This window comes from Streptomyces sp. NPDC111516 (assembly GCF_055635345.1).
In genome coordinates, this window is record NZ_JBVKBV010000009.1 from 60,447 (window position 1) to 78,118 (window position 17,672).

The 17,672-nt window shown below is 70.9% G+C and carries 13 protein-coding genes and 1 pseudogene; 9 read left to right on the forward strand and 5 right to left on the reverse strand.

Annotated features, from left to right (window positions below; all coding sequences use genetic code 11):
- Window positions 1-458: 458 nt before the first annotated feature.
- Window positions 459-776 (reverse strand): annotated as a pseudogene (locus tag ACZ7L9_RS19070) (helix-turn-helix domain-containing protein); the annotation flags it as partial.
- Here ACZ7L9_RS19070 and ACZ7L9_RS19075 point away from each other — a divergent pair.
- The 6 genes from ACZ7L9_RS19075 to ACZ7L9_RS19100 all read left to right on the forward strand — a co-directional run bounded on the left by ACZ7L9_RS19075 (window position 775) and on the right by ACZ7L9_RS19100 (window position 8,169).
- A complete protein-coding gene (locus ACZ7L9_RS19075) occupies window positions 775-2,064 on the forward strand; it encodes a preATP grasp domain-containing protein (protein ID WP_471416309.1) in 1,290 nt (429 codons plus the stop codon). The pseudogene ACZ7L9_RS19070 and the gene ACZ7L9_RS19075 sit on opposite strands and share 2 nt — an antisense overlap.
- Window positions 2,065-2,345: 281 nt before the next feature.
- A complete protein-coding gene (locus tag ACZ7L9_RS19080) occupies window positions 2,346-3,179 on the forward strand; it encodes a M55 family metallopeptidase (protein WP_471416310.1) in 834 nt (277 codons plus the stop codon).
- Entirely contained in the window at window positions 3,172-4,524 is a 1,353-nt protein-coding gene (locus tag ACZ7L9_RS19085; RefSeq protein WP_471416311.1) for a M20/M25/M40 family metallo-hydrolase, read from the forward strand. The genes ACZ7L9_RS19080 and ACZ7L9_RS19085 overlap by 8 nt, the downstream gene beginning before the upstream one ends.
- Window positions 4,525-4,546: 22 nt before the next feature.
- Window positions 4,547-6,535 (forward strand): dipeptidyl-peptidase 5, encoded by a 1,989-nt coding sequence (locus ACZ7L9_RS19090; RefSeq protein WP_471416312.1) that lies wholly within the window; start codon window positions 4,547-4,549, stop codon window positions 6,533-6,535.
- Complete coding sequence (locus ACZ7L9_RS19095; protein ID WP_471416313.1) at window positions 6,532-7,476, forward strand: S66 peptidase family protein; 945 nt, start codon at window positions 6,532-6,534, stop codon at window positions 7,474-7,476. The genes ACZ7L9_RS19090 and ACZ7L9_RS19095 overlap by 4 nt, the downstream gene beginning before the upstream one ends.
- A gap of 99 nt (window positions 7,477-7,575) precedes the next feature.
- Window positions 7,576-8,169 (forward strand): GNAT family N-acetyltransferase, encoded by a 594-nt coding sequence (locus ACZ7L9_RS19100; protein ID WP_471416314.1) that lies wholly within the window; start codon window positions 7,576-7,578, stop codon window positions 8,167-8,169.
- Between the two features lie 49 nt (window positions 8,170-8,218).
- Here the strand turns inward: ACZ7L9_RS19100 and ACZ7L9_RS19105 are convergent, their stop codons facing one another.
- Window positions 8,219-9,631 carry a glycosyltransferase family 39 protein gene (locus ACZ7L9_RS19105; protein ID WP_471416315.1) on the reverse strand — a complete coding sequence of 471 codons (1,413 nt, stop codon included), beginning with the start codon at window positions 9,629-9,631 and terminating at the stop codon, window positions 8,219-8,221.
- Between the two features lie 630 nt (window positions 9,632-10,261).
- On the opposite strand from ACZ7L9_RS19105, the gene asnB reads away from it, so the two are divergent.
- On the forward strand, window positions 10,262-12,109 hold the full coding sequence (gene asnB, locus ACZ7L9_RS19110) for an asparagine synthase (glutamine-hydrolyzing) (protein ID WP_471416316.1): 1,848 nt from the start codon (window positions 10,262-10,264) through the stop codon (window positions 12,107-12,109).
- Between the two features lie 44 nt (window positions 12,110-12,153).
- On the opposite strand, the gene ACZ7L9_RS19115 is transcribed toward asnB, so the two are convergent.
- Window positions 12,154-12,489, reverse strand: a complete 336-nt coding sequence (locus ACZ7L9_RS19115; RefSeq protein WP_471416317.1) for a DUF6204 family protein — start codon at window positions 12,487-12,489, stop codon at window positions 12,154-12,156.
- 258 nt (window positions 12,490-12,747) lie between these two features.
- On the opposite strand from ACZ7L9_RS19115, the gene ACZ7L9_RS19120 reads away from it, so the two are divergent.
- On the forward strand, window positions 12,748-15,126 hold the full coding sequence (locus tag ACZ7L9_RS19120) for a DUF5107 domain-containing protein (RefSeq protein WP_471416318.1): 2,379 nt from the start codon (window positions 12,748-12,750) through the stop codon (window positions 15,124-15,126).
- 87 nt (window positions 15,127-15,213) lie between these two features.
- Here the strand turns inward: ACZ7L9_RS19120 and ACZ7L9_RS19125 are convergent, their stop codons facing one another.
- Window positions 15,214-15,567 carry a VOC family protein gene (locus ACZ7L9_RS19125; RefSeq protein ID WP_471416319.1) on the reverse strand — a complete coding sequence of 118 codons (354 nt, stop codon included), beginning with the start codon at window positions 15,565-15,567 and terminating at the stop codon, window positions 15,214-15,216.
- Between the two features lie 24 nt (window positions 15,568-15,591).
- Window positions 15,592-16,401 (reverse strand): methyltransferase domain-containing protein, encoded by an 810-nt coding sequence (locus tag ACZ7L9_RS19130; RefSeq protein ID WP_471416320.1) that lies wholly within the window; start codon window positions 16,399-16,401, stop codon window positions 15,592-15,594.
- Between the two features lie 325 nt (window positions 16,402-16,726).
- Between ACZ7L9_RS19130 and ACZ7L9_RS19135 the strand changes: the two genes are divergently transcribed.
- Window positions 16,727-17,578 (forward strand): SMP-30/gluconolactonase/LRE family protein, encoded by an 852-nt coding sequence (locus tag ACZ7L9_RS19135; RefSeq protein WP_471416534.1) that lies wholly within the window; start codon window positions 16,727-16,729, stop codon window positions 17,576-17,578.
- Window positions 17,579-17,672: the final 94 nt, after the last annotated feature.

The following is a 17,672-nucleotide window of genomic DNA, read 5'->3' on the forward strand; positions in this document are numbered from 1 at the left end:
CTGATCGCCGGGTATCCGGCAGATGTCCGGGCCGCCCCCGCCATCCGGCGGAGGCCCACCTGCCGGGTGTCTGGAGCCGCTGCTCGCGGAGCCGCCCTGGTCATCTGGGGCTTTGGGCTCGGTGCAGCGGTGCAGCGGTGCAGCGGTGCAGCAGGCATGGAGACAGCCATCGGCGCGTGTACTTCGAATGTACAGCCGACGGCCGCGAACAGACGGCGAGGCAAAACACATGTGATCCGGCTCTCGGTGGGGGCCGGCCGAGATACGGCCGAAAAGGATAGCAGGACCTGTTGAACGGTTACGGGGTGGGGATACCGCTCGCCGTCCTCGGCGCCCGCGACCAGGAGGCCGGCCAGGCCCTGGAGGCGGGGGGCGGGTCCGGGGGCGGTGATGAAGGAGCCGTCGGGTAGCGGTGGCAGCTGCGCGGGGACGGATGACTGTTCGGCCTTCTCCAGGGCGCGGTAGATGGTGCCGCGGGTGACCTTGAAGGCGTCGGCGATCTCGGCGACGCTGTGCAGCCGCTTACCGCCGGCGTCCCTGGCCTCGTACATCAGCCGAGCCTGGCCGATGGCGGCGGGAGTGAGTTTGGGCTTGCGGCCGCCGGAGCGGGCGCGGGCGGCGGCCAGGCCCTCGTTGGTGCGCATGACGATCAGGTCGCGCTCGAACTCGGCGAAGTGTCTGCAGGCACTCATCATGACCGGATCAGCCGGACCTCTCCTGGCAGCCCGTCGGGGAACCCGGTAGAGGAGGGTGGGAAGCGGGAAGGGCTGGATCATGATTGCCGAGCATGATGACGACGCACCGCTGGTTCTTCTCGCGAACTTCGCTTCCCCGGTACCGGCGAGCCTCGACGCGAGTGAGGCGGTGAGAGAGTGGTCGGCGCAGGCGCCCCGGAAGATCTGGCTGGCCCGGCCGGGTGACGTGCTGGTCAGCCCCGTCCCGCTCCCGGAAGATTTCCTGCGCTACGCCGGGCTGTTACTCGGACTGCCTCACGACACCGTAGAAGTCGTCGTCGTTCCGGACCTTCCCGGAACGGGGATGCCGGAGGCCATCCGGCACCACGGACTCGGCGAGACTCTCATGAGCCTCGCCCGTCGGCACCCGGGGACGCGGCTGCTGCCCATCGTGCTGGACGGCGCGTCGGTCGCGCTCGCCGCCGAACTCGGTATCCAGGTCTTTCCCTTCGCGTCCGGCCGACCCGGTGTCGGCGTGCTGAGGGCAGTGGACCGGCTCAACACGAAGACCGGGTTCCGCGCCGTCGCGCAAGCGCGGGGTATCCGCATGCCGGAGGGCCGGGTATGCGGGGGCGGTGAACTCCCCGATGCGGTGGCGCGGATGGTGTCCCGGTTCGGGCGGGTGGTGGTCAAGGCGGACCGCTCTGCGGGCGGTCTCGGTATGCGGTTCGTCTCCCGTCAAGGCCCGGCCGTGGGAGCGGAACGGGACGGGACCGGGCTGTGGGTCGTGGAGCGGTGCGTCCGCCACACGAAGGAAGTCAGCGTGCAGTGCGCCGTCGAGGCCGCCGGGCCGCGGGTCGTGTTCAGCGGCGAAATACTCACCCGCGACGGTTCGTTCACCAGCTACCGCTCACCCCTTCGCGATGTACCGCCCGGCACGATCGCGGAACTGGAGTGGTGGGGGCTCGTCTTGGGACAGCACCTCGCCGCCCACGGGTACGCCGGGCCGTACGGCATCGACGCGCTCCTGGGCGCCGACGGAACGCTGTACGCCACCGAGAGCAACGTACGGCGCACGGCGACCACCACACCGCAGGCCATGGTCACCCGCCTCAGCCACGCCGCCGAACGACCCACACCCGCCTGGCTCATCGCCAAACGGACGACCCGCGCCCCTCACACCTTCTCCCAGGCCGTAGAGCGCCTCCACACAACCGGACTGGCCTACGACCCCGCCCACGGAGAAGGCGTCGTCCTCTACACAGGCAGCGCCGGTCGTCCCACCGGACCCGGCACCCACTGGCGCTACGCCGTCCTGGGAGACGACCGCCCGCGTATCGAGGAACTGGAAAGCGAACTCGTCACGGTGTTGGACCTGGTCGACCCCTGATGCCGACTCTCAGGGCTTCAAAAGCATTCCAACTGGTCCTGCGCTCGCAGTATCCAGACGGCGTCGAGCAGGAGATCTACGGATTCCTCCTGGTCCACCATGCCCTCAGAGACGTCATCCCAGCTCAGAAGGCACTTTCGCGTTCACGGCCACCTACTGGCCCCGCCTCAACCGAAATGCCGAGGTTCGGGGCGTGGGTGGCGCTCCCTTCGGAGGACTGGACCATTGAACGTTGATGTGCCTCTGGCCTGGCGGTTCCTCGGCGCGTAGCGTGACCCCGCATGAAGATCCTGATCAGTGCGGACATGGAAGGCGCCACCGGCGTCACCTGGCCGGCCGATGTGCTGCCGGGCACTCCTCAATGGGAGCGGTGCCGTGCCCTGTTCACCTCCGATGTGAACGCGGCAGCGCTCGGCTTCTACGACGGCGGCGCCGACGAGGTGCTCATCAACGAGGCCCACTGGTCCATGCGCAACCTCCTGCTGGAGCGGCTCGACGACCGGGTGCAGATGCTCACCGGGAGACACAAGTCCCTCTCCATGGTGGAGGGCATCCAGCACGGCGACGTCGACGCCATCGCCTTCGTCGGCTACCACACGGGCGCCGGTACGGAGGGGGTCCTCGCCCACACCTACCTGGCGAACTCCATCACCGGGGTCTGGGTCAACGGCGCCCGGGCCAGCGAGGGGCTGCTCAACGCGCACGTCGTGGCCGAGTACGGCGTACCCGTCGTCCTCGTCACCGGCGACGACCTGACCTGCGTCGACGCGGACGGGTATGCCCCCGAGGCCCGCAAGGTCGCCGTGAAGGACCATGTGTCGCGGTACGCGGCGGTGTGCCGTACGCCGGCCCGTACCGCCGCGGACATCCGTGCGGCGGCCAAGGAAGCGACCGCACTCGCCGTGCGCCACACCCCGGTGGAGGGCGGCCCCTTCACTATCGAGCTGGAGTTCGACGCCGAGCACCTGGCCGCGGCGGCCACCGTCGTCCCCGGCGTGGCGCCCAGCGGCGAACGGCGCGTCGCCTACACCAGCGCGACGATGTACGAAGGTATCCGCACGTTCAAGGCGGTGACGACGATCGTGTCGTCCGCCGTGGAGGAACAGTATGGCTGAGGCGACCCACCCCCAGGAGAGCGCCGAGAGCGTCGACGAGCGGGCGCTCGACGAATCGGTGACGTTCACCTCCGAACTGATCCGGATCGACACCACCAACCGCGGCGGCGGCGACTGCCGGGAACGCCCGGCCGCCGAGTACGTCGCCGAGCGGCTGGCCGCCGCCGGACTGGAACCCGCCCTGCTGGAGCGCACCCCGGGGCGCACCAATGTGGTGGCCCGGATCGAGGGCACCGACCCGTCCGCCGACGCCCTGCTCGTACACGGCCATCTCGACGTCGTCCCGGCCGAGGCCGACGACTGGACCGTGCATCCCTTCTCCGGGGAGGTCCGCGACGGCGTCGTCTGGGGGCGCGGCGCCATCGACATGAAGAACATGGACGCGATGGTCCTGGCCGTCGTACGCGCCTGGGCGCGGACCGGTGTCCGGCCCCGCCGCGACATCGTGATCGCGTACACCGCCGACGAGGAGGCCAGCGCCGAGGACGGCTCGGGCTTCCTCGCCGACCAGCACGCCGCACTCTTCGAGGGGTGCACGGAGGGCATCAGCGAATCCGGCGCCTTCACCTTCCACGCCGGACCCGACATGCCGCTCTATCCGATCGCCGCGGGCGAGCGCGGCACCGCCTGGCTGAAGCTCACCGCACACGGCAAGGCGGGCCACGGCTCCAAGGTCAACAAGGCCAACGCGGTCAGCGCACTCGCCGCGGCCGTCGCCCGGATCGGCGAGTACGAATGGCCGGTCCGGCTCACCCCGACCGTGCGCGCCGCACTCACCGAGATCGCCGCACTGCACGGCATCCGCCCCGACCTCGACGCCCCCGGCTTCGACGTGGACGAACTGCTCGGCAAGCTTGGACCGGCCGCCGCCCTGGTCGAGCCGACCGTCCGTAACAGCTCCAACCCGACCATGCTGGAGGCCGGGTACAAGGTCAACGTCATCCCGGGCCACGCCACCGCCTTCATCGACGGCCGGATGGTCCCCGGCGGCGAGGAGGAGTTCCACGCCACCCTGGACCGGCTGACCGGACCCGATGTCGACTGGGAGTTCCACCACCGTGAGGTCCCGCTGCAGGCCCCGGTCGACTCGCCGACCTTCGCGAAGCTGCGCGCCGCGATCGAACGCTTCGACCCGGACGGCCACGTCGTGCCGTACTGCATGTCGGGCGGCACGGACGCCAAGCAGTTCTCCCGGCTCGGCATCACCGGCTACGGCTTCTCACCGCTGAAGCTGCCCGTCGGCTTCGACTACCAGGCGCTGTTCCACGGCGTCGACGAACGCGTCCCCGTCGCGGCACTGCACTTCGGCGTCCGCGTCCTCGATCACTATCTGCGCACGGCCTGACCCGGAACGGGGGGAATCGAACATGGTGTCCACAGGGCCCTACGGGACGTGGCCTTCGCCGATCGACGCGCGGCTGGCCGCCTCGCACGACGGCCGTCCGGAGTACGTCGGCGTGGTCGGCGACGAGGTGTGGTGGACGGAGCCGCGCCCCGCCGAGGCGGGGCGCCGCGCCCTGATCCGCCGCCGCGCGGACGGGACCAGTGACAGCGTCCTGCCCGCTCCGTGGAACGTACGGAGCCGAGTCATCGAATACGGCGGACAGCCCTGGGCCGGGGCCGAACGCGCCGCGGAGGGACCGCTGATCGTCTTCGTCGACTTCGCCGACCAGCGGCTGTACGCCTACGCCCCCGACGAGCCCGGCGAGCCCCGGCCGCTCACCCCGGTCTCGTCCGTCGGCGGCGGGCTGCGGTGGGTCGACCCGCAGCTCCACCTCGACCGGGGCGACCGGGGCGAAGTGTGGTGCGTCCTGGAGGATTTCACCGGCGAGCAGCCCACCGAGCTGCGCCGGGTGATCGCCGCCGTACCCTTGGACGGCTCGGCCGCCGAGGACCGCTCCGCGGTACGTGAACTCACCGACGACAGCCACCGGTTCGTCACCGGGCCGAGGCTCTCGCCCGACGGGCGGCGGGTGGCCTGGCTCGCCTGGGACCATCCGCGCATGCCGTGGGACGGCACCGAGGTGATGCTCGCCGACGTCGCCGAAGACGGTACGTTCCAGCACAACTGGAGCTTCGGCGGCGGCCCCGAGGAATCGGTGCCGCAGATCGAATGGGGCGCCGACGGGCAGCTTCTCTTCGCCAGTGACCGCGGCGGCTGGTGGAACCTCTACCGCGCCGACCCGCACCGCGGCGCGGTCGCCCTCTGCCCCCGGGAGCAGGAGTTCGCCGGACCGCTGTGGAAGATCGGCCTCAGCTGGTTCCGGCCGCTGGAGAACGGCCTGATCGCCGCCATCCACGGCAAGGGCACCACCACGCTAGGCATCCTCGATCCGCAGACCGGCGACCTCGTCGACGTCGCCGGACCCTGGACCGAATGGGCCGAGTCGCTCGCCGTGCACGGCAGCCGGGTCTACGGCATCGCCGCGAGCCCGTACAGCGCCTACGAGGTCGTCGAGCTGGACACCGCGACCGGCCGCACCCGGATCATCGGCACACCGCACGAGGACGCCGTCGACCCCGCGTACTACCCGCGGCCCGAGGACCGCACCTTCACCGGACCCGACGGCCGGGAGATCCACGCCCACATCTACCCGCCCCGCAACCCCGGCCGGGCCGGCCTCGACGATGAACTGCCGCCCTACGTGGTCTGGGCGCACGGCGGCCCCACCGGGCATGCCGCACTCGTACTCGACCTGGAGATCGCCTACTTCACCTCGCGCGGCATCGGCGTCGCCGAAGTGAACTACGGCGGCTCCACCGGCTACGGCAGGAGCTACCGCAACCGGCTGCGCGAACAGTGGGGCGTCGTCGACGTCGAGGACTGCGTGGCCGTCGCCCAGGCGCTGGCCGCCGAAGGCACGGCCGACCGGCGGCGGCTCGCCATCCGGGGCGGCAGCGCCGGCGGCTGGACCACCGCGGCCTCACTCACCGGCACCGATGTCTATGCCTGCGGCACGATCATCTACCCGATCCTCGACCTGACCGGCTGGGGCACCGACGAGACCCATGACTTCGAGTCGCAGTACCTGGAGTCCCTCGTGGGCCCGCTCGCCGACGTTCCGGGCCGCTACCGCGAACGGTCGCCGATCAACCGCACCGACCGGCTGACCACCCCCTTCCTCCTGCTCCAGGGACTGGACGACCCGATCTGCCCGCCCGTTCAGTGCGAGCGGTTCCTGGCCGAGGTCGAAGGGCGCGGCATTCCGCACGCGTACCTCACCTTCGAGGGGGAGGGGCACGGGTTCCGGCGCGCCGACACGATGATCCGCGCCCTGGAGGCCGAACTCTCCCTGTACGGGCAGACGTTCGGCATCGACTGCCCCGACGTACCGCGGCTGGAGCTGAAGAAATGACCCTCGCACCCCTGACCCGACCGGCCCGGCTGCGTCCCGGTGCCAGGGTCGCCGTCGTGGCACCGAGCGGGCCGGTGCCCGCGGATCGTCTGGAGGCGGGCCTCGACGTACTGCGAGGCTGGGGCCTGGAACCCGTCGAGGCTCCTCATGTGCGCGATGTCCACCCGGAGTTGGATTACCTCGGCGGTACGGACGAAGCGCGCGCCCGGGATCTCCAGGAGGCCTGGTGCGATCCGTCCGTCGACGCGGTGATCTGCGCCCGTGGCGGGTACGGCGCGCACCGCATGGTCGACCTGGTCGACTGGGCGGCGATGCGCGCGGCCGGTCCCAAGGTGTTCATCGGCTACAGCGACATCACCGTGCTCCACGAGGCGTTCGCCCGGCGCATGGGGCTCGCCACCCTGCACGGTCCGATGGCCGGCGCCGAAACCTTCCTCAAGGACCCGGACACCCAGGAATCCCTGCGAGCCACCCTGTTCGAACCAGAGACGGTACGGACCCTCGGCCTGCCCACGGCCCGGGTGCTGGTACCGGGCAGGGCCCGCGGCATCACCTACGGCGGCTGCGTGAGCCTGCTCGCCGCCGACCTGGGCACGCCGCGTGCCCGGACGTCGGCCCGGGGCGGGCTGCTCGTGATCGAGGACACCACCGAGGACCCGTACAGCATCGACCGCATCCTCACCCAACTGCTGAGGTCCGGTGCGCTCGACGGGATATCCGGGGTGGCCTGCGGTTCCTGGGTCGGCTGCGGCCCGTACGAGAACGTGCGGGCGGTCCTCGCCGACCGGCTCGGCACACTGGGCGTACCCGTCGTCGAGGAGCTGGGCTTCGGGCACGGACCGACGGCGCTGACGATTCCGCTCGGCGTGCCCGCAGTGCTGGACGCGCCGGCCGACGGCCACCCCGCCACGCTCACCATCGACGGGCCGGCGCTGGTCTGAACGGGGGGCCGAATCGCGATGTGCTGGAGTTGCCGGTGGTCGGCGACCGGAGGAAGTGAGGCGCGCACGAGGGCCGACCGCACCCCCTAAGCTGGCCGGATGTCTGAATTCGACTATCTGGCCGAGGGGCGCCGCGTGGCGATCCGCGCCTACACCCCGGCGGATGCCGAAGAGTTCACCACCCGCGCGAGGGAGAGCCGGGACGTACACCGCCCCTGGCTCTTCCCGCCGGAGGACGCCCGCGCGTACGCCGCCTACGCGGGACGGCTGATCGACGACCCCACCAAGGCCGGCTTCCTGGTCTGCGAACCGGAACGGGAACGGAAACGGGAAGCCGGCAAGGACAGGGCCGGTGAGGACGGCGTCGGCGGTGCGATCGCAGGGTTCATCAACATCAACAACATCGTCCACGGCGGGTTCCGCTGCGGCGCGCTCGGATACGGGGCCTTCGCCCATGCGGTGGGGCGGGGCCTGATGAGCGAAGGGCTGGCACTGGTCCTGCGGTACGCCTTCGGGCCGCTCGGCCTGCACCGGCTCGAAGCCAACATCCAGCCCGCCAACGAGGGTTCGATCGCCCTCGTCCGGCGGGCCGGATTCCGTCTCGAAGGGTTCTCGCCGGACTTCCTCTTCATCGACGGAGCCTGGCGCGACCACGAGCGGTGGGCGATCACGGTCGAGATGCTGAGTCAGTAACGTGAGTCGGAGATCGAGCGGGCCGGCCCGCTCGATCTCCGACTCGGTTTCAGCAGTGGCCGGGCCTGGCGTACACGGTGATGCGCGCCTGCGTGACCGTCCTGCTCGCGCATTCCTCGAAGTACGCGTCGAGGGTGGCGCGTTTGACCGCCTCGCGCGCGTTCGCGTCCAGGGGCTGGCCCTCCAGATCGCGCACGGCGATGACGCGCGCCCTGGTCAGGATGCGCTCGCGGATACGCTGCGGTGGCAACTCCCGGCCGAACAACGTGTTGGACTCCACGGGGGTCCGCTCCAGGGCGAGGTCGGACAGCGCCACGAAGGAGTCCGGCCGGGCCAGCGTCCACACGCGTCTGCGTGACGGCATGAACAGCAGCCCGTCCCCGGGCTCGCAGATGTCCTGGACCGCCCGGGCAATCGCGACCGCGTCGTTCTCGCGGCTCCCCGGCTTCCGCAGCGCGGTGCTCACGGGTACGAGGGTGGCGAGCACCGCGACCAGCGCCACAGCACACGTCATACGTCGCATGGTTCCCGCATCGCGTGCCGACAGCCGTAACCGGAGCCGGTCGAGCGCCGCGCCCGCCAGGAGCGCGAAGGCGATCGAGGAGGCCAGGACGTATCGGTCCACGTACAACGGATGCAGCGGGCTCGTCAGCATGAGCAGCGTGGTGGGCAGGATCAGCAGCGGGAGGGCGAGCGCGGGCAGGGTGACCGGTCCGCGCGAACGGCCGGTGAAACCGGCGAGGGCGATGCCCAGCAGGGCGGTCACGACGAAAGCCAGCACCTCCCCGGCGTCCGGCGGACCGATCCAGTCCACCTGCGCCGACTGCGTGGTGCTGAAGACGGCGAGCGGGAGGAGCCCGGCGAGAACCCCGCCCGCCGTGATGCTCCACGCCCGTCTCATGGGCCGCGCCGAGTGCGCCCCGAACACGGTCACACCGTGGGCCAGAAGTATCAGCACGGCGAACTCGTGGAGCAGACAGGCCGTCAGCATCACCGCGCCGTACGTCACCCATCCCCGCAGCCGCTCCCGTGTCCCGTCCCGTCCCTCCGGCCGGGAGAGGTTGCTGACGAGGAGGCAACTGGCCCATGTGATCAGCGCACAGATCAGCGCGTAGGACCGGCCCTCCTGCGCGTACCGCTGCACCGGCGGGAGCAGCGGGAGGACGAGGCCCGCCAGCAGCCCGGTCCATGTCCCACCGAGCCGCTGTCCGAGCCGTACGATGCCGACCGCAGCCGCGGCGACCGCCAGTACCGAGGGCAGCCGCAGTGCCACGAGCCCGCCGTCCCAGAGGCCGAACACACCGCGCATGATCAGGTAGTACAGGCCGTGCACGACGTCGACGTGGCCCAGGGTGTGCCATATCTGCGGCAGGCTCCGGTGTGCCACCGCATAGGTGACCGCCTCGTCTCCCCACAGGGTGCCCTGGCGACGGATTCCCCAGAACCCGACGAGCAGGGCCACGAGACCGGGGGTCCACGGGACCACCCGGCGCAGGGAGCTCCGCGACGGGGGTGACGGCTGGAGATGTTCCGTTCGCGAATCGACGGCGGGTGCGGGGTGCTGGATGACAGAGATGACGTGCTCCGTCCTGAGTGGGTCTCTCGCTCAGTCGATCGTCCGCCGTGTTGGTGGGCAGCCCCCGCAGGCGGTGCCGATCAATTCAGTTTCCGCTCCTCAACGCCGTTGCGGCTGGGGAGGCCTCTCGAAGGACGAATGGCAGGCGCAGCTGCCCGATCCGGCGTATCGGCCCATGCGCTGAGCTGCCGGGTGCACCCCACCGGCCGAGCCGGATCGGGCAAGTTTTTACCCATGGCCGATTCGGGTTCCTGCCGCGGCGCGTGCGCCCTCTCGGTACGGGATGCGGAGCTCTGTACTCCGTATAAGAAAGGAAAAGTGGCGGCCGAAAGTACCGGGAGTCTGCCCCCGGTGAGGTGACGACCGTGTTGACCGTGCGCAGTGGCAGGCACAGGCTCGATACATAGCTGCTAAATACAACTGGTTCTGCCGGGCATTCGCCTTCGGCGCGCCGCCCGAGCGACGGCACCGTGCGTACGACCGCTTCCCGGCCGGGACCGAATCGGGAGGACGCGTATGTGTGGCATCGTCGGCTGGGTCTCCTTCGACCGCGATCTGCGAGCCGCCTCGGAGACCGCGACGCTGGACGCGATGACGGAGACCATGGCCTGCCGTGGCCCGGACGACCGGGGGACCTGGATCGTCGAGCACGCGGGGCTCGGACACCGCCGGCTCGCGATCATCGACCTGCCCGGCGGACGCCAGCCCATGACCGTCTCCACCCCGGAGGGCGAGGTCGCCCTCGTCTACTCCGGTGAGGCGTACAACTTCACCGAACTCCGCACCGAACTGACCGCCCGCGGGCACCGCTTCCTCACCGACTCGGACACCGAGGTCGTGCTGCACGGCTATCTGGAGTGGGGCGAGTCCGTCGCCGAACGGCTCAACGGCATGTACGCCTTCGCCCTCTGGGACAGCCGCCACGACAAGCTCGTCATGATCCGTGACCGGATGGGCGTCAAGCCCTTCTACTACTGGCCGACGCCCGATGGAGTGCTTTTCGGCTCGGAACCCAAGGCCGTCCTCGCCAACCCGCTGTCCCGGCCCCGGGTGACCCTGGACGGGCTCCGGGAGCTCTTCAGCCTCGTCAAGAACCCCGGCCACGCCGTCTGGGACGGCATGTACGAGGTGGAGCCCGGCACGGTGCTCACCGTCGACCGCGACGGCCTGCGCCGGCACGTCTACTGGCGGCTGGAGACCCGTCCGCACCCCGACGACCGGGACACCTCGATCGCCACCGTACGGTCACTGCTCGATGACATCGTGCGCCGCCAGCTGATCTCCGACGTACCCCGGTGCATCCTGCTCTCCGGTGGCCTCGACTCCTCCGCGGTCACCTCGCTCGCCGCCCGGCAACTCGCCCGGACCGGCGAGAAGGTCCGCACCTTCGCGGTCGACTTCGTCGGACGCACCGAGAACTTCGTCGCCGACGAACTGCGCACCACCCCCGACACGCCGTTCGTGCACGCCGTGGCCGAGCGGGCGGGGACCATCCACCGCGACATCGTGCTCGACCCGGACGCCCTCGCGGACCCCGATGTACGGGCCCGGATGATCAGGGCCCGGGACATCCCCATGGGCCTCGGCGACATGGACGCCTCGCTCTACCTGCTCTTCCGCGCCATCCGCGAACACTCGACGGTCGCCCTGTCCGGCGAGTCCGCCGACGAGGTCTTCGGCGGCTACCTCCAGTTCTTCGACGAGGAGGCCCGAAGCGCCGACACCTTCCCCTGGCTGGTCCGGTTCACCGAGCACTTCGGTGAGGACGCGGGCATGCTCCGCGACGACGTGAACCAGGCCCTCGGCCTGGAGAAGCACATCCGCGAGAGCTACGACTCCGCCGTCGCCGGCATCGAGCGGCTCACCGGCGAGAGCGACTTCGAGTACCGCATGCGCAGGATCTGCCACCTCCACCTGACCCGGTTCGTACGCGTCCTGCTCGACCGCAAGGACCGCGCAAGCATGGCCGTCGGTCTGGAGGTCCGGGTGCCGTTCTGCGACCACCGGCTCGTCGAGTACGTCTACAACACCCCCTGGGCCCTGAAGTCCTTCGACGGCAGGGAGAAGAGCCTGCTGCGCGAGGCCACCGCCGATCTTTTGCCCCGTTCCGTGTACGAGCGGACCAAGAGCCCCTATCCGTCGACCCAGGACCCGAAGTACGCCGTAGCCCTCCAGGAGCACGCCCGCACCTTGCTCGCGCGCCCCGGCCACCGGGTCTTCGACCTCATCGACCGCGACCGGCTGCGCAGGGTGGCCGAACACGACGCGCCCGGGATCACCTCGGCGTCCCGACGCGGGCTCGAACGCACCCTGGACCTCGCGATGTGGCTGGACATGTACGAGCCGGAGCTGGACCTCAGCTGAGGGGGGCCGCCGTTCGGCGAGGCGCGCTGCGGCCGCCCGGCCGCTCACCGCCGCTTGTAATTGATCTTCATGGTGTCCATGTCCGTCGCCGTGGAGCGCAGTTCGCCATGACCGTAACCCTGCTCCCGCAACAAGGTCTCGGCCCGGTCCTCGGCGATCGCGGATGCCATCTCCTCGCCGTCCTCGGCGTCCGACACGATCACGAACCGGAAGCTGAAGTGCTTGAGCACGCGGTCGTACGTCAGCGAGCCCTCCTCGGTGAACTGCATCGCGCTCAGGCCGTGCTCGTCCACCTCGGACAGGAGTCGGGCGCGTGCATCCTCCGTCAGGCCGTCCCAGGTGCCGCGCACGATCACTCGGTAGGTGTGCTGCGTGCTCATCGTGTTTCCCGCTCCGCTTTTCGCTCGTGAACCGTCGAGGGGCAAGGTTACGGCGGTGGGCGTGAGGTGCACGCGAATTATCCGGGGCCCCGGATACGAGGCTCCGGGGCGGCGGCCTCCGGCGCCGCTCCCGTGATCTTTCGGTCTTTTGCCGAAGTCTGACGGCAACGCCCCTGGCCGGGCCGCTGTCCAGCGTGTTCCATGGTCATCGGGGGGCGCCCGGACCTGCGGCGGCCCGCGCGAGGGAGCGAGGTTGCCTTGGCCACGACCGTACGACGTGCCGTACTGACTCTGCCCGCCGCACCACTGGGCCCGGAGAACCCGCTGCCCGCACTGCGGCCGCTCGACGAGATGCATGTCGTCGACGACCGCGACCGGGCCCGACTGCCACGTGACATGGCACGCCAGATCGGCTTCGAACCGCTGGCCACCGTGCTGCCGGTGCGCATCCTCGACGGCTACGGGCGCGAGCGCGTCCCCACCGGACTCGACGCGATCATCATCGAGAACGCCCGGCTGCGGGTCACTGTCCTGCCCGGGCTCGGCGGCCGCGTCCACTCCCTCCACCACAAGCCGACCGGCCGCGAACTCCTCTACACCAACCCCGTGCTGCAGCCCGCCGACTTCGCGCTCAACGGCGCCTGGTTCTCCGGCGGCATCGAGTGGAACATCGGCGCCACGGGCCACACCACGCTGTCCTGTGCCCCGGTGCACGCGGCCCGGGTGGCCGCACCCGACGGTGGTGACATGGTCCGCCTCTGGGAGTGGGAGCGGCTGCGCGACCTGCCGTTCCAGGTGGACCTGTGGCTGCCCGAGGACTCCGATTTCCTGCACGTCGGCGTACGGATACGCAATCCGCACGAGTACACCGCACCCGTCTACTGGTGGTCCAACATCGCCGTGCCCGAGGGCGAACGCACCCGCGTCCTGGCCCCGGCCGACGAGGCGTGGCACTTCGGTTACCAGCGCACCCTGACCCGGGTCCCGGTCCCCGAGTCGGGCTCCGTCGACCGTACGTACCCGCTGCGCGGCGACTTCCCCGCCGACTACTTCTACGAGGTGCCGGACGGCGCGCGCCGCTGGAACTGTGCCCCGGTGCACGCGGCCCGGGTGGCCGCACCCGACGGTGGTGACATGGTCCGCCTCTGGGAGTGGGAGCGGCTGCGCGACCTGCCGTTCCAGGTGGACCTGTGGCTGCCCGAGGACTCCGATTTCCTGCACGTCGGCGTACGGATACGCAATCCGCACGAGTACACCGCACCCGTCTACTGGTGGTCCAACATCGCCGTGCCCGAGGGCGAACGCACCCGCGTCCTGGCCCCGGCCGACGAGGCGTGGCACTTCGGTTACCAGCGCACCCTGACCCGGGTCCCGGTCCCCGAGTCGGGCTCCGTCGACCGTACGTACCCGCTGCGCGGCGACTTCCCCGCCGACTACTTCTACGAGGTGCCGGACGGCGCGCGCCGCTGGATCGCCTCCCTCGACGAGGACGGGCACGGACTCGTCCAGACGTCGACCGATCTGCTGCGGGGCCGGAAGCTGTTCCTGTGGGGCAGCGGCCCGGCCGGGCGGCGCTGGCAGGAGTGGCTCAGCGAGCCCGGCACCGTCGGCTACGCCGAGATCCAGGCCGGACTCGCCCGTACTCAGCTGGAACACATTCCGCTCGAACCGGGTGCCGAGTTCAGCTGGCTGGAGTCGTACGGACCGCTTTCCGCGGACCCCGGGGCCGTGCACGGCGAGGACTGGGCGGCAGCCCGCGCCGAGACGGAGCGACGGCTCGCCGAGGTGCTGCCACGCGCCGATGTCGACGCCGCGTACGCCGCCTGGCGCCCCTGCGCCGACACCGAGCCCGGCGAGTCCCTCGCCACCGGCTCCGGCTGGGGCGCCCTGGAAGTCCGGCGCGGAAAGTACCGGCTCCCCGGCACTCCGTTCGCCGAGTCCACCCTGGGTGAACAACAGGAACTCTGGCTGGAGTTGCTGGACCAGGGCACCTTCGCCGAACCCCGCCGGGCGGCCCCGCCCGGCCCCTCCCTGGTCTCGCCGCACTGGCGCGACATGCTGGAGACGGCCGCCGCCGAACCCCTCACCGAATACCACCTCGGTGTCGCCCAGTGGCACGTCGGCGACCGCGCCCAGGCGGTCCGCAGCTGGGAACGCGGACTGGCCCTCGCCCCGTCCCGGTGGCCGCTGTTGCGCTGCCTCGCCGTCGCCGCCGAGGAGAGCGGACAGGGGGACCGGGCCGCCGACCTCTACGCCGAGGCGTTCGACGACCTGGGTGCGCAACGCCCCGACGGCGAGGGCGATGGTGAAGGCGGTGATGACGCCTGGACGTCCGCCACGACGGCGCTCGGCCGCGAGGCGATGGAGGCAATGCTGGCGGCGGGGCGTCCCGCGGCTGCCCGGACGGTGTGGGACGGCCTGCTTCCGGCGGTTCAACAGCGCGGTCGTTTCCGCCTGTTGGAGGCCCGACTGCTGATCGCCGAGGGTGACCGCGCCACCGCCCGGGCCATCTTCGACGAGGGCTTCGAGGTCGCGGATCTACGCGAGGGAGCGGAGATCCTGGACGAAGTCTGGGCCGAGCTCACCGACGATCCACTGCCGGACACGTACAACTACCGGATGCGTCCCAGGACGTGACGCCGACGGCCGTCCGGCCCGCGCCCATCTCCAGCGGCACGGGCCGGACGGCCGCGGGTCCGATCCGCCGGGAGGGGAGCCCGCGGCTCAGCCGGCCGGGGTCCGGTCGACGTACTCGAAGACCGAGCCGTCCGGATGCACCGCGATCAGATTGCGGCCCACCGGCGTCGGTACCGGACCCGCGAGGATCCGGGCGCCGACGCGGGTGAGGGAGGCGTGGGCCTCGTCGACATCCTTGACCGCAATCGTCGCCGTCACCTTGCGCAGGATCTCCAGCTCCGACTCCGGGCCGCTCATCAGCAGGAAGCAGCTGATCGCGGCGACCGAGACTCCGCCGCGCTCGAAGCGCAGCGCGGAACTGGCTGTGAGGTCCTCGTAGAAGGCCACCGCGGCCTCCAGGTCGTCGACGCAGATGCGCAGCGTGGTTCCCATAATGTCCATGCGCACAAGGGTAGTTGGCGGCGCTCAGGCCCGGCAGAGCACCTCGCCGTGCGGGACCGTGAACCAGGCGTCGTCCCGCGTGCCCCACGCGTGCCAGGCCGCGGCGATCGAGGTCAGCTCCCCGGCGCTCGCATGGCCGCCGGACACGGCCTGCTCCGCGTACACCGAGCCGACCGTACGGTCCGCCCACAGGCCGCTCCACCAGGCGCGGCTCTCCGGAGTGGCGAAGCACCAGTTGGCGGCGGTCGGGGTGATGTCGGTGAAGCCGGCCTGCCGCGCCCAGGACAGCAGCCGCCGGCCCGCGTCCGGCTCGCCCCCGTTGGCGCGGGCGACCCGGCGGTACAGCTCCAGCCAGACGTCCATGCCCGGCACCTCCGGATACCAGGCCATCGCCGCGTAGTCGCTGTCGCGGGCCGCGACGATGCCATCGGGGCGGCAGACGCGCCGCATCTCGCGCAGCGCCTGCACCGGGTCGCCCACGTGCTGGAGCACCTGATGGGCATGGACGACATCGAAGGAGTCGTCGGGGAAGTCCAGAGCGTGCACGTCCGCGGTGGTGAACTCGACGTTTTCCAGGCCGCGTTCGGCCGCGACCTCGGCAGCCCGGGCGAGGATCTCCCCGGTGGTGTCGACGGCGGCCACCCGGCCGGGGGCGACCAGCGCGGCCAGGTCCGCGGTGATGGTGCCGGGTCCGCAGCCGACGTCCAGCACGGTCATGCCGGGGCGGAGTTCGTCGATCAGATACGCGGCGGAATTGGCGGCGGTGCGCCGGCGGTGCGAGCGCAGTACCGACTCGTGGTGGCCGTGGGTGTAGACGGCGGTCTCTTTCGGCATGGCGGTGGATCCTTCCTCGGGGCGCGGAGCCCGAACGCGAGCCGCGCGAAGGGCTGATCGTCAGCGACACCGTACGCGCCCATGTCGAATATTGAGATACGCGTCTTGGTATATGAAAGCTGTCACCCCCCACCCGGGGCCCCGGCATCGCACAGCCACTGGGCCGAGGCCGTGGTCACGCGTCTACGCTGAGTGCGTGATTCCGGTGATCCGCCGGACCCAGGAGCGCGAGAAGGAGCCGGTGGGCCTCGCGGCCGACGGTACCGAGGCGCTCTCCGGCCGACTGGGACACCGCGAGGGGCAGAGACTTCGAGGGGCAGAGACATTGAGTGGCACAGACCTGGACGTGGCCGTACGCGAGCAGGCCGAGCTCGGCGAGGGCCCGACCTGGGACCCGGTCACCGGCCGGCTGATCTGGGTGGACATCGTCGCCGCCCGCGTGCACACCTACGAGCCGGTGACCGGCCGTCGTACGGTCATGGCCACTGAACAGCACGTCGGAGCGGCCAAACCGCGATCCGGTGGCGGGCTCGTGGTCCATCTGCGTGACGGCATCGGCCTGTACGGCCCCGACGGCGCCTTCCGCTGGCTGGTCCACGACCCCGAGCCCGGACGCCGTGGCAACGACGCGGCGGTCGCGCCGGACGGTGCGCTGTGGGCGGGCACCATGCGCTACGACGGCGCGGAGACCGGCGGCAGCCTCGCCCGCGTCGCACCCGACGGCACGGTCACGCCGGTGCTGCCCGTCGTGGCCTGCGGCAACGGCATCGGGTGGAGCCCGGACGAGCGGCTGATGTACTTCATCGACACGCCCACGCGCCGCATCGACGTCTTCGACTTCGACGGCGAACACGCCGTGAACCGGCGCCCGTTCGCCACCGTCGAGGAGGGTGCGGGGTTCCCCGACGGGCTGACGGTCGACGCCGACGGGGCCGTCTGGGTCGCCCTGTGGGACGGTGCCGCGGTGCGCCGCTATACGGCCGACGGCTCCCTGGACCGCGTCATCGGACTTCCGGTACAACGCCCGACCGCCTGCGCGTTCGGCGGTGCGGACCTGCGCGACCTCTACATCTCCACGGCCCGCACGGGCCTCGCCGCCCCGCACCCGTTGTCCGGTTCGCTGCTGGTGCTGCCGGACGCGGGCCACGGGATGCCCGGGACGGCCTTCGCGGGCTGAGCCGGCGCCCTCGGCCGGCACCGGTGACGGCTCCGCCGGGCGGGCGCCGTCGGTCGAACCCTCGTATAAAGGGCACTGCGTGCGAGACGCACGG